General features: G+C 64.5%; 12 protein-coding genes. All 12 read left to right on the forward strand.

Features of this window, described 5'->3' with window-relative positions; genetic code table 11:
• The first annotated feature begins 10 nt into the window (after nucleotides 1-10).
• Nucleotides 11-793, forward strand: coding sequence for a polyprenyl diphosphate synthase (uppS, locus tag HV744_RS04130; RefSeq protein ID WP_175148275.1), 783 nt, complete (start codon nucleotides 11-13; stop codon nucleotides 791-793).
• Nucleotides 787-1,608 carry a phosphatidate cytidylyltransferase gene (locus HV744_RS04135; protein WP_175148276.1) on the forward strand — a complete coding sequence of 274 codons (822 nt, stop codon included), beginning with the start codon at nucleotides 787-789 and terminating at the stop codon, nucleotides 1,606-1,608. The genes uppS and HV744_RS04135 overlap by 7 nt, the downstream gene beginning before the upstream one ends.
• Nucleotides 1,609-1,618: 10 nt before the next feature.
• Complete coding sequence (locus HV744_RS04140) at nucleotides 1,619-2,824, forward strand: 1-deoxy-D-xylulose-5-phosphate reductoisomerase (RefSeq protein WP_175148277.1); 1,206 nt, start codon at nucleotides 1,619-1,621, stop codon at nucleotides 2,822-2,824.
• A 7-nt stretch (nucleotides 2,825-2,831) separates the two neighbouring features.
• Nucleotides 2,832-4,226, forward strand: a complete 1,395-nt coding sequence (rseP, locus tag HV744_RS04145; protein WP_175148278.1) for an RIP metalloprotease RseP — start codon at nucleotides 2,832-2,834, stop codon at nucleotides 4,224-4,226.
• Between the two features lie 67 nt (nucleotides 4,227-4,293).
• The gene (gene bamA, locus HV744_RS04150; protein ID WP_175148279.1) at nucleotides 4,294-6,606 is read left to right on the forward strand and encodes an outer membrane protein assembly factor BamA; all 2,313 of its coding nucleotides are present in this window, start codon (nucleotides 4,294-4,296) and stop codon (nucleotides 6,604-6,606) included.
• 62 nt (nucleotides 6,607-6,668) lie between these two features.
• Nucleotides 6,669-7,190, forward strand: coding sequence for an OmpH/Skp family outer membrane protein (locus tag HV744_RS04155; protein WP_175148482.1), 522 nt, complete (start codon nucleotides 6,669-6,671; stop codon nucleotides 7,188-7,190).
• Between the two features lie 98 nt (nucleotides 7,191-7,288).
• Nucleotides 7,289-8,437: a UDP-3-O-(3-hydroxymyristoyl)glucosamine N-acyltransferase gene (gene lpxD, locus HV744_RS04160; protein WP_175148280.1), complete on the forward strand. Its 1,149-nt coding sequence runs from the start codon at nucleotides 7,289-7,291 to the stop codon at nucleotides 8,435-8,437.
• Nucleotides 8,438-8,621: 184 nt separating this feature from the next.
• Nucleotides 8,622-9,086 (forward strand): 3-hydroxyacyl-ACP dehydratase FabZ, encoded by a 465-nt coding sequence (gene fabZ / locus HV744_RS04165; RefSeq protein WP_175148281.1) that lies wholly within the window; start codon nucleotides 8,622-8,624, stop codon nucleotides 9,084-9,086.
• Between the two features lie 124 nt (nucleotides 9,087-9,210).
• Complete coding sequence (lpxA, locus tag HV744_RS04170) at nucleotides 9,211-9,999, forward strand: acyl-ACP--UDP-N-acetylglucosamine O-acyltransferase (protein ID WP_175148282.1); 789 nt, start codon at nucleotides 9,211-9,213, stop codon at nucleotides 9,997-9,999.
• A gap of 3 nt (nucleotides 10,000-10,002) precedes the next feature.
• Nucleotides 10,003-11,172, forward strand: coding sequence for a lipid-A-disaccharide synthase (gene lpxB, locus HV744_RS04175; protein WP_175148283.1), 1,170 nt, complete (start codon nucleotides 10,003-10,005; stop codon nucleotides 11,170-11,172).
• A complete protein-coding gene (rnhB, locus tag HV744_RS04180) occupies nucleotides 11,169-11,930 on the forward strand; it encodes a ribonuclease HII (protein ID WP_175148284.1) in 762 nt (253 codons plus the stop codon). The genes lpxB and rnhB overlap by 4 nt, the downstream gene beginning before the upstream one ends.
• A gap of 71 nt (nucleotides 11,931-12,001) precedes the next feature.
• A complete protein-coding gene (locus HV744_RS04185; RefSeq protein ID WP_175148285.1) occupies nucleotides 12,002-12,793 on the forward strand; it encodes a TrmH family RNA methyltransferase in 792 nt (263 codons plus the stop codon).
• Nucleotides 12,794-12,859: the final 66 nt, after the last annotated feature.

The raw sequence follows: 12,859 nt of genomic DNA on the forward strand, positions 1-12,859 counted from the left end.
CCCGACGGCCATGACCTATACCAGCTCAACCGTGCGCGTGCCTGATGTCGCCGCGGTGCCGCGACACATCGCGATCATCATGGATGGCAACGGCCGTTGGGCCACCCAGCGGCGCTTGCCGCGCGTGGCGGGCCATACGCGCGGTGTCGACGCGGTGCGTGCGGCCGTCGAGGCGTGCGCCCGGCAGGGCGTCGAATACCTGACGCTGTTCGCCTTCAGCTCGGAGAACTGGCGCCGTCCGAACGAGGAAGTGTCGTTCCTGATGCGCCTGTTCGTCACCGCGCTGGAGCGCGAGATCGGCAAACTGCACGCGAACGGCATCCGTTTGCGGGTGGTGGGCGATCTGGACCGTTTCGATGCGCGCATCCGCGACCTGATCAAACGCGCGGAAACCAAGACCGCGCGCAATACCCGTCTCACGCTGACCATTGCCGCGAATTACGGCGGCCGCTGGGACATCATGCAGGCCACCCGCAAGCTCGCCGAGCAGTCGGCGCTGGCGGGCAAGGCGGTCGAGGTCAACGAGGAATCGTTCGCCGAGCACCTGTCGATGGCTTATGCGCCGGAGCCGGATCTGTTCATCCGCACCGGCGGCGAGCGCCGCGTCAGCAACTTCCTGCTGTGGCAGCTTGCCTACACCGAGTTCTACTTTACCGACACGTTCTGGCCGGATTTCGACGCCGACGCGCTCGGCCATGCCATCGCTTCATACGCGGAGCGCGAACGCCGCTTCGGCCGCACCAGTGCTCAACTCGAGCCGCAATCGCAAAACGTCGATTCGCTTCCATGCTAAAAACCCGTGTCATCACGGCGATCATCCTGCTGGCGGTGCTCCTGCCGGTCACGCTGTTCGCGCCGGTGGGCGCGTTCGGCGCGCTGATCGCTTTCGTCGTCGTGTTCGCCGCGTGGGAGTGGGCGCGTTTGCTCAAGCTGGGCGGCGCCGGTCCGGTGATCTACGCGCTGGTGGCGGCGGTCGCGCTGGTCGCCAGCACCCGGCTCGGCACGGGGATCGCAGAGGCCCGTTCGCTGTTCAAGGCGGCGGCCATCTTCTGGGTGATCGCCGGTCCGTTCGTGCTGCTGCGCAAGCCCATGCTCGCGCAGGGCGCCTGGCGCGCCTTTCTGTTTCTTGCGGGCATTGTGGTATTCGCCGCGTGCTGGCATGCTCTCGTCGCCGCGCGCATGCAGGGCGTGCCCTTCGTGCTGTCGCTGCTGCTATTGGTATGGCTGGCCGATATCGGCGCATACTTCTCGGGAAAAGCATTCGGAAAACACAAGCTGGCGCCTGCCATCAGTCCGGGTAAGACTTGGGAGGGCGCGATCGGCGGCTGGCTGGTGGTGATGATCGTCGCGGCGGCGGCGGTCTTTCTGCATGCGTTCGAGCCGACCCTGTATTCTGCGCTGCTGGCGCAATGGGGCGCCGTACGCACACTGCTCGCACTGACCTTGCTGGTGGTATTCAGCGTGGTGGGCGACTTGTTCGAATCGATGTTGAAACGCCAGGCCGGTGTGAAAGATTCAAGCGGCCTGTTGCCGGGGCACGGCGGCGTGCTCGATCGCATCGACGCATTATTGCCGGTGCTGCCGCTTGCCATGCTGCTGCTCGGCTAGAGAAAGAGATATGCAAAAACGACTGACATTGCTCGGTTCCACGGGCTCGATTGGAGACAGCACGCTCGACGTCGTCGCGCGTCATCCCGAGCGTTTCTCGGTTTATGCGCTGAGCGCGCATCGCAATGGCGACAAGCTCGTCGAGCAATGCCTGCGCTTTAAACCAGAAGTCGCGGTGGTCGGCGACGCCGACACGGCTGCGCGGGTCGCGGCGAAACTGCGCGAAGCGGGTTGCAAGACCGAGGTCACGTACGGGCCGCAAGCGCTCGTCGACGTATCGAAGAGCGACGGCTGCGACACGGTGGTGGCGGCGATCGTCGGCGCGGCCGGCCTCGCGCCGAGCCTCGCCGCCGCGCGCGCCGGCAAACGCATCCTGCTCGCCAACAAGGAAGCGCTGGTGATGTCCGGCGCGATCTTCATGGACGCGGTGCGCGACAACGGTGCCGTGCTGCTGCCGGTCGACAGTGAACACAATGCGATTTTCCAATGCCTGCCGCGCGAAGCGACGCTGCACGGTGGCGTCTCCAGGATTATCCTGACCGCTTCGGGCGGACCGTTCCGCACCCGTGAACCGGCCACGCTCGTCGACGTCACGCCGGACGAGGCCTGCAAGCATCCGAACTGGGTGATGGGCCGCAAGATTTCGGTCGACTCGGCCACGATGATGAACAAGGGTCTCGAAGTGATCGAGGCGCACTGGCTGTTCGGTTTGCCGGGCGAGCGCATCGACGTGCTGATTCATCCGCAAAGCGTGATCCACTCGCTGGTCTCGTACGCCGACGGCTCGGTGCTCGCGCAACTCGGCAACCCCGACATGCGTACGCCGATCGCTCACGCGCTGGCGTTTCCCGACCGGGTGGACTCGGGCGTCGCGCAACTCGATCTCGCGGAGATCGCGTCGCTGTCGTTCGAAAAGCCGGATTACGCACGCTTCCCGTGTCTCGCGCTCGCGATGAAGGCGCTGGCCGAGGGCGGCGTCGCAAGCGCGGCCCTGAATGCCGCAAACGAAATCGCGGTTGACGCGTTCCTGTCGCGCCGGATCGGCTTCATGACGATCGCGCAAGTGGTCGGCTCGGTGCTCAACGCGTTGCCGAATCGCAGCGCGCACGCGCTCGAAGACGTGATCGAAGCGGACGCCGCCGCGCGTCGCGCTGCTACCGAATTCATTGCGCGTCTGCCCGACGGCGCCCGTCGTACGGAACGCGCCGTCCAGTGAGGCGCTTATGAACCTGCTGATCGAACTGCTTGCCTTCGCGGTCGCGATTGGCGTACTCGTGGTCGTCCACGAGTACGGGCACTACAGCGTCGCGCGTCTGTGCGGCGTCAAGGTGCTGCGCTTTTCGATCGGCTTCGGCAAGCCGCTGTTCCAGTGGGTGAGCCCGAAGACGGGCACCGTGTGGACGATTGCCGCGCTGCCGCTCGGCGGCTACGTGAAGATGCTCGACGAGCGCGAGACCGGCGCTGCGCCGATTCCCGCCGAAGCACTGCCTTATGCGTTCAACCGGCAGTCGGTGTGGCGGCGCTTTGCGATTGTGGTGGCCGGACCGGTTGCGAACTTCCTGCTGGCCATCGTGCTGTTCGCGCTGGTGTTCGCCACCGGCGTGACGGAGCCGGCGGCCGTGATCGCGACGCCCGCGCCGAATACGCCGGCCGCAGTGGCCGGTTTCGAGGGCGGTGAGACCGTCGTCGCGGTGCGTACCGGCAATGCCGGCGAATCCGAACCGGTGCGCTCGTGGTCGGACTTGCGCTGGAAGCTGCTGGGCGCGGCCTTCGATCACAAGCACCTCCTGCTGAGCGCGAAAGACGCGCATGGCACCTCCGATTTCCCGCTCGATCTGCGCGGCTTCAGCGAGAAAGACGTCGACGACGATTTCATGTCGCGTCTCGGCTTCGAGCCGGGTGGCGGCAAGCTGACGGTGGCCGGCGTGCAGCCGGGCAGCGCGGCGCAGAAGGCGGGCATAGTCGCGGGCGATCGTCTGCGCGCCATCAACGGAACGCCGGCTGACAACGCCACAGCCTTCATCGCTTATGTAAAATCGCACGCCGGCGTGCCGATCACGCTGCAAGTGGAGCGCGGCGGCCGGGGCGGCCAGGCGGCGGGCAAAGTCGAAGACATCCGCATCGTTCCGCAGTCGCAGCGCGACGACGCGACCGGTCAGCAGATCGGTCGCATCGGCGCGGAACTGGCGACCCAGGTGCCGTCGATCGACGTGCGCTACGGGCCCATCGAGAGTCTGCAACTGGGCGCGCGCCGCACGTGGGAGCTGGCGGTTTACTCGGTGCGCATGTTCGGCAGGATGATCGTCGGCGAGGCTTCGCTGAAAAATCTTTCCGGTCCGGTGACGATCGCCGATTACGCAGGAAAGAGCGCACGTCTAGGTCCTTCTGCATTCCTGTCGTTCCTGGCCCTTGTCAGTATTAGCCTTGGTGTACTGAACCTGCTACCAATTCCGGTATTGGACGGGGGTCATCTGTTATATTATTTGGTTGAAGCTGTAACCGGCAAAGTTGTCTCCGAACGCTGGCAACTCGTTTTTCAGAGGGCGGGTCTCGCCTGCATCGTCGCATTGTCGGCGATCGCGCTGTTCAACGATCTGGCTCGTTTAATCCATTTTTAAAGTGTCCGGCGGCGTTCACGATGGCGACCGTCTGACCTGATGCAGCTATACACACTGGGGAAGCACGTTGTTTAAACCTCATCGCTTTGTTCCAAAGACGGTTATAGCCGCGGCATTCGCCGCGCATGGGCTGGTTGCTCACGCAACGACGCCCTTCGTGGTGCAAGACATCCGCATTGAGGGATTGCAACGCGTCGAACCGGGTACGGTGTTCGCGTACCTGCCGATCAAGCAAGGCGACACGTTTAGCGACGAAAAGGCGTCCGAAGCGATTCGCGCGCTGTACGCGACGGGCTTCTTCAACGACGTCAAGATTGCGACCGAAGGCAATATCGTCATCGTGCAGGTGCTCGAACGTCCGGCCATCGGCACGATCGACTTCTCCGGCATTCATGAATTCGAAAAGGACAACCTGATCAAGGCGCTGCGCGCGGTCGGTTTGTCGCAAGGCCGCTACTACGACAAGGCGCTGGTCGACAAGGCCGAGCAGGAGCTGAAGCGCCAATACCTGACGCGCGGCTACTACGCCGCCGAAGTCACCACCACGATCACGCCGATCGACCGCAACCGCGTGGCGGTGCTGTTCTCGGTGGCCGAAGGTCCGAGCGCGAAGATCCGCCAGATCAACTTCATCGGCAACAAGGCGTTCAGCACGGGTACGCTGCGCGACGAAATGCAGCTGTCCACGCCGAACTGGTTCTCGTGGTACACGAAGAACGACCTGTACGCGAAAGACAAGCTCACCGGCGACCTCGAAAACGTCCGCTCGTATTACCTGAATCGCGGCTATCTCGAGTTCAATATCGAGTCGACCCAGGTGTCGATCACGCCGGACAAGAAGGACATGTATCTGACGGTCACGCTGCACGAAGGCGAGCCGTACACGATTTCGAACATCAGGCTGGCCGGCAATCTGCTCGACCGCGAAGCCGAGCTGACGAAGCTGATCAAGATCAAACCGGGCGACCGCTTCTCGGCTGAGAAGCTGCAAGCCACCACCAAGGCGATCGTCGACAAGCTCGGCGAATACGGCTACGCGTTCGCGACCGTCAATGCGCAGCCGCAGATCGATCAGGCCAATCACAAGGTCGACCTGACGCTGCAGGTGGACCCGAGCCGCCGCGTCTACGTGCGCCGCATCAACGTGGTCGGCAACACGCGTACCCGCGACGAAGTGGTGCGCCGTGAAATGCGCCAGCTCGAAAGCTCGTGGTTCGACTCGAACCGCCTCGCGCTGTCCAAAGACCGGATCAACCGTCTCGGCTACTTCACCGATGTCGACGTGACCACGGTGCCGGTCGAAGGCACGCCGGACCAGGTCGACGTGGACGTCAAGGTGGCCGAAAAGCCGACCGGCGCGATCACGCTGGGTGCGGGCTTCTCGTCGACCGACAAGGTGGTGCTCTCGGCGGGTGTGTCGCAGGACAACGTGTTCGGTTCGGGCACGAGTCTCTCGGTGAACATCAATACCGCGAAGACGTACCGGACGCTGACGGTCACGCAGGTCGACCCGTACTTCACGGTCGACGGCATCAAGCGGATTACCGACGTCTACTACCGCACGTACCAGCCGCTGTACTACTCGACGGATTCGAGCTTCAAGATCGTCACGATCGGTGGCGACCTGAAGTTCGGCATTCCGTTCTCGGAAGTCGACACGGTGTACTTCGGCGCGGGTCTCGAGCAGAACCAGCTCGACGTCGACGCGAACACGCCGGCGTCGTACAAGCAGTACGTGCAGGACTTCGGGCGCGTGTCGAACAACGTGCCGCTCACAGTGGGCTGGTCGCGCGACGCGCGGGACAGCGCACTGGTGCCGAGCCGCGGTTACTTTACGCAGGCGAACGCCGAATACGGCACCCCGATCGGCGGCACACAGTACTACAAGGCCGACCTCAACGCGCAGTATTATTATTCGTTTGCGCGTGGCTTCGTGCTGGGCTTCAACTTCCAGGGCGGCTACGGTAAGGGCCTCGCCGGCAAGCCGTATCCGATTTTCAAGAACTACTACGCGGGCGGTATCGGTTCGGTGCGGGGCTACGAGCCGAGCTCGCTGGGTCCGCGCGACAAGACGACGAACGACCCGATCGGCGGCTCGAAGCTGTTGGTGGGTAACATCGAGTTGACGTTCCCGCTGCCGGGCACCGGTTACGACCGCACGCTGCGTGTCTTTACGTTCCTCGATGCGGGTAACGTGTGGGCAGACGCAAGCAACGCCGCAACGTCGACGGGCGCGAACGGCCTGCGTTACGGCTATGGTGTGGGTCTGGCGTGGATCTCGCCGATCGGCCCGCTCAAGCTCAGCCTGGGCTTCCCGCTCACGAAGCACACGGGCGACCAGTATCAGAAGTTCCAGTTCCAGATCGGCACGGCGTTCTGATCACGGCCGCGGGCGGCTCCCAGCGGCGAGCCCGGCCAAACTACAGTATCGAGAGGATGACTTTGCTAACCGGTATGTTTTCGAAACGTGTAGCGTGCGCGATGGCGCTGGCAATGACCTTGGGCGTCGGGGTTGCGCACGCGCAGGAGGCGAGGATCGCCGCGGTGAATTCCGACCGCATCCTGCGCGAATCGGCGGCGGCGAAAGCCGCCCAGGTCAAGCTCGAAGCCGAATTCGCCAAGCGTGACAAAGATCTTGCCGACATGGCGCAGAAGCTGAAGTCGATGTCCGATTCGCTCGACAAGAACGGCGCGTCGATGTCGCCCGGCGATCGCGCGCAGAAGCAGCGCGATCTGTCGCAACTGGACACGGACTTCCAGCGCAAGCAACGCGAATTCCGCGAAGATCTGAACCAGCGCCGCAACGAAGAACTGGCGGCGGTGCTCGATCGTGCCAACAAGGTCATCAAGCAGATCGCCGAGGCGCAGCACTACGATCTGATCGTGCAGGAAGCGGTGTATGTGAGCCCGCGCATCGACATCACCGATCAGGTGCTCAAGGCGCTGGCGGCGTCGGGCAACTGAGCCGCGCGGCCGCCGGGCCGCATGCCGGCACGCGGCGGCACAGGGCAGCGCGTGGCCGCAATGACGAGTTGGACTGAACAGCAGGAGACAGGATAGGCATGGCATTTACGCTCGAGGACATTGTCCGGCGGTTCGGCGGTGTGGTAGTCGGAAACGGTTTGCAGCGCGTCGGCAGTCTGGCGCCGCTCGACCAGGCGGGTCCGGACCAACTGGCGTTCCTTGCCAACCCGAAGTACCTGTCGCAGGTCGAGACGACCCGCGCGGGCGCGGTGTTGATCAATGCCGACGACCTCGCGAAGCTGGCCTCCCGCGAAGCTCGTAACTTCATCGTCACGCCGAACCCGTACGCTTACTTCGCGCGCATCGCGCAAACCTTCATCGACCTCGCCGCACCCAAGTCAGCGCCCGGCGTGCATTCGAGCGCGACCATCGATCCGTCGGCGCAGATTGCCGCGAGCGCGGTGATCGGTCCGCACGTCACGGTGGAAGCCGGCGCTGTGATCGGCGAACACGTGCGGCTGGACGCCAATGTCGTGATCGGCCGCGGCACGCGCGTCGGCGCGAACTCGCATCTGTATCCGAATGTCGCCGTGTACCACGGCTGCAAGCTCGGCGAGCGCGTGATCGTGCATGCGGGCGCGGTGATCGGCTCGGACGGTTTCGGCTTTGCGCCGGATTTCGTCGGCGAAGGCGACGCGCGTACCGGCAGCTGGGTGAAGATTCCGCAGGTCGGCGGTGTGTCGATCGCGGCGGACGTCGAAATCGGCGCGAACACCACGATCGACCGTGGCGCGATGGCCGACACGATCATCGAAGAGTGCGTGAAGATCGACAACCTCGTGCAGATCGGCCACAACTGCAAGGTCGGCGCGTACACGGTGATCGCCGGTTGCGCGGGCATCGCGGGCAGCACGACGATCGGCCGTCATTGCATGATCGGCGGCGCGGTCGGGATTGCCGGGCACGTCACGCTGGCCGATCATGTGATCGTTACCGCGCAGTCGGGCGTGTCGAAGTCGCTGTTGAAGCCCGGCATGTACACCAGTGCGTTCCCGGCCGTGAACCATGCGGACTGGAACAGGAGCGCGGCTCTGCTGCGCAATATCGACAAGCTTCGCGATCGTATCAGGGCGCTCGAAAGCGCCGCGGCTGACAGCTCAAGCAACGCGGGGGGCAATGCAGCGACTCACGCGGCGGGCAACATGGCAGCCAATGCAGCAAGCAATTCCGCTGGCGACAAAACCTGAGATATCAGGGCGGCCTGCCGGCGCCGCGTAAAATAACGGGCAAGCATCATGAAGCAAAGTCGGTTGCCGTGACCGGGTGGCACGGCCGCCGGATCATGGCGGGCGCCGGCAGCACGCGTTTTCAACCCACCTGCACCAGCATCCGCAGTCATCATCGCGCAGTCAATGCGTGAGTAGAAACACCATGAGCACCGAAAAAATCAATCTCGACATTCATAAGATTCTCACGCTGCTGCCCCATCGTTACCCGATCCTGCTGGTCGACCGGGTGCTCGAACTCGAGCCGCACAAGAGCATCAAAGCGTTGAAGAACGTGTCGATCAACGAGCCGTATTTCCAGGGGCACTTCCCGACACGCCCAGTGATGCCCGGCGTGCTGATTCTCGAAGCGCTCGCACAAACCGCGGCCCTGCTGACGTTTTCGGAAGAGCCGAGCGATCCGTCGAACACGCTGTACCTGTTCGTCGGTATCGACAATGCGCGCTTCAAGCGCGTGGTGGAGCCGGGCGATCAGCTGATCCTCAACTGCACGTTCGAGCGGCATATGCGCGGCATCTGGAAGTTCAAGGCGCGTGCCGAAGTGGATGGCATCGTGGCGGCGGAAGCCGACCTGATGTGCGCGGTACGGCACACGGACAAAGACGCTTGAGTCAGCGTCCAGGCAAGCAGCGTCGAGGCAGTCAGCCTGCGGGCGGTCAGTGGCTTGACACGAGCGCTGCCGGCCCCGCCAGAAGCCCATCCAGACAACGCAACAGAATCAGAAGCGAGGACGCATGAGCAGGATTCATCCCACTGCGATCGTCGAGCCGGGCGCACAACTCGACGAATCGGTCGAAGTCGGTCCGTACGCCGTGATCGGCGCACACGTGACGATCGGTGCACGGAGCACGGTCGGTTCGCACAGCGTGGTCGAAGGCCACACCACGATCGGCGAAGACAACCGCATCGGCCACTACGCGTCAGTCGGCGGCCGTCCGCAGGACATGAAGTACAAGGACGAGCCGACCCGGCTCGTGATCGGCAACCGCAACACGATCCGCGAGTTCACCACGATCCACACCGGCACGATGCAGGACGCCGGCGTCACCACGCTCGGCGACGACAACTGGATCATGGCGTACGTGCACATCGGGCACGACTGCCACGTCGGCAGCAACGTGATTCTGTCGAGCAATGCGCAGATGGCCGGCCACGTGACGATCGGCGACCACGCGATCATCGGCGGCATGTCGGGCGTGCATCAGTACGTGCGCGTCGGCGCGCACTCGATGCTGGGCGGTGCGTCGGCGCTGGTGCAGGACGTCCCGCCGTTCGTGATCGCCGCCGGCAACAAGGCCGAGCCGCACGGCATCAACGTCGAAGGCCTGCGCCGCCGCGGCTTCTCCCCGGATGCGATTTCGGCGCTGCGCGCGGCCTACCGCGTGCTTTACAAGAACGGTTTGTCGCTGGAAGAAGCGAAGGTGCAGCTGCGCGAACTCGCGACCGCTGGCGGCGACGGCGATGCGCCGGTGCAGACGCTGCTCGCGTTCGTCGAAGCGTCGCAACGCGGCATCATCCGCTAACCGATGGCATTGCAACCCAGTCCGCTGCGCGTCGCGATGGTGGCCGGCGAGCCGTCCGGCGACCTGCTGGCGGCGTCGCTGCTCGACGGCCTCGCGAGCCGTCTGCCGGCCGCCACCCAGTACTACGGGATCGGCGGCCCGCGCATGATCGCCACGGGTTTCGACGCCCACTGGCCGATGGAAAAGCTGACGGTGCGCGGCTATGTCGAAGCACTGCGGCACATCCCCGGGATTCTCGGCATTCGCAACGAACTGAAGCGCCAACTGCTGGCTGAGCCGCCGTCGGTGTACGTCGGCGTGGATGCGCCCGATTTCAACTTCGGGCTCGAACACGCGCTGCGCGACGCGGGTATTCCGACCGTTCACTTCGTCTGCCCGTCCATCTGGGCGTGGCGCGGCGGGCGCATCAAGAAGATCGCCAAAGCGGTCGATCACATGCTGTGCGTGTTCCCGTTCGAAACGGCGCTGCTCGAAAAAGCGGGCGTCGCGGCCTCGTACGTGGGCCATCCGCTCGCTGACGAGATTCCGCTCGAACCTGACACGCTCGGCGCGCGCCGTGCGCTCGGCCTCGCGGAAAGCGGTCCGGTCATCGCGGTGCTGCCGGGCAGCCGGCGCTCGGAAATCGATCTGATCGGCCCGACGTTTTTCGCCGCGATGGAAATGATGCAGCACCAGGAGCCCGGGCTGCGTTTCGTGATGCCGGCGGCCACGCCGACCTTGCGCGAGATGCTGCGGCCGCTGGTCGAGGCGCACCCCGGTCTCGCGCTGACGATTACCGACGGCCAGTCGCAACTCGCGATGACCGCTGCCGACGCGATCCTCGTGAAGAGCGGCACCGTGACGCTCGAAGCCGCGCTGCTGAAAAAGCCGATGGTCATTTCGTACAAGGTGCCCTGGCTGACCGGCCAGATCATGCGCCGCCAGGGCTATCTGCCGTACGTCGGCCTGCCGAACATTCTGGCGGGGCGTTTCGTGGTGCCGGAGATCCTGCAGCACTTCGCGACACCGCAGGCGCTGGCCGAAGCCACGCTGAAACAGTTGCGCGACGAAGCCAACCGGCGCACGCTGACGGAAATCTTCACGGAGATGCATCACGTGCTGAAGCAGAACACCGCGCAGCGTGCGGCGGAAGTCGTGGCGAGCGTCATCGAAAAGCGGACGGCGCGGCCGTGACCATCGCACGCGCACCTCGCCGCAAGACGGCGGCCGTCGCTGGGGCGGCGGCGCAGCAGGCCGGCCTGAACTTCGAGACGGCCGATGATATCGTCTGCGGCGTCGACGAAGCAGGGCGTGGGCCGCTGGCGGGTCCGGTGGTCGCGGCAGCCGTTATTTTCGATCCGGCGAGGCCAATGATTCGCGGGCTCGACGACTCGAAAGTGCTCACCGCCAAAAAGCGCGATGAGCTGTACGACAAGATCGTCGACCGTGCGCTCGCTTACTGCATCGCGTCGGCAACCGTCGAAGAAATCGATACGCTGAACATCCTGCACGCCACGATGCTGGCGATGAAGCGCGCAGTGGAAGGTCTGTCGGTCGTGCCGACGCTCGTGAAGGTCGACGGCAATCGCTGCCCGCTGCTGAGCATTCGCAGCGAAGCGGTGATCGGCGGCGATGCGCTCGTGAAGAGCATTTCGGCGGCGTCGATTCTCGCGAAGGTCACGCGCGACCGGATGCTGCTCGAACTGCATCAGCGCTTTCCTGTGTACGGCTTCGACGCCCATGCCGGTTATGGCACGCCACAGCACCTCGCGGCGCTGCGCGAACATGGGCCCTGCGAGCACCATCGGCGCTCGTTCGCGCCGGTGCGCGAAGCGCATCTGCGTTTCGGCACCGGCGTGCCGTTGCCGGCGGCTGAAGTCCTCGTCGTGTCCGGCACGCTCAGCGACGCCATGTCCGATGATGACGCCTTCGGCGAATACAGCGGCACCTGAACATCTCTCGAGCGCCGCGAGCATTCGCGAACGCGTCGCTCTTTTCCTCATTCTCACCGTCTTCGCTGCCTGTGAAAGCCATCACCTCGCGGGACAATCCGCTCTACAAGCGCCTGAAGGCATTGGCCGGCTCGACGCATCAACAGCGTCGCAGCGGCCACGCGCTGCTCGAAGGGTTCCATCTCGCGAGCGCGTATCTCGACGTCGCCGGGCAACCGGAGATGTGCATCGTCACCGACGGCGCGCTACGTCACGACGAGGCGCAGGCGATCGTGTCGCGCATCGAAGATCATCGCATCGTGACGCTGCCGGACGCGCTGTTCGGGCAGTTGTCGAACGTCGTGCACGGGGTCGGCATCCTGTTGCAGGTCGATAAGCTCGGTACGCCGCTGCCGGACAAGGTCACGCAAACCTGCCTCGTGCTCGACGGCGTGCAGGACGCGGGCAATGTCGGGTCGATTCTGCGCAGCGCGGCGGCCGCGGGGATTCAGCAGGTGTTTTGCGCGCCGGGCACGGCGTACGCATGGTCGTCGAAAGTGCTGCGCTCGGGCATGGGCGCGCACTTCCTGTTGCAGATCCATGAGGATGCCGAAGCATACGCGCTGATTGAACGTCTCGCGGTGCCGATCGTCATTACGGATTCGCACGGCGCCGAGGCGATCTACGACTGCGATCTAAGCGGACCGCTCGCATGGGTGTTCGGCAACGAAGGGGCGGGCGTCTCGCAGGTGTGGCGCGACGCCGTCTCGCTGCGGGTGACGATTCCGCAACCGGGCGGGATGGAGTCGCTGAATGTGGCGGCGGCTGCTGCGGTTTGCGTGTTCGAACAGTGCCGTCAGCAACGCGGGCGCGCCTGGCGATAGTGCCGCGTTGCGCGGGTTGTAACGCGGGGGCGTTCACGGAATCACGCTGACGTAATAGCGCTCGTG

Source organism: Paraburkholderia ultramafica (assembly GCF_902859915.1).
In the GTDB taxonomy this organism is placed as follows: Bacteria; Pseudomonadota; Gammaproteobacteria; order Burkholderiales; family Burkholderiaceae; genus Paraburkholderia; species Paraburkholderia ultramafica.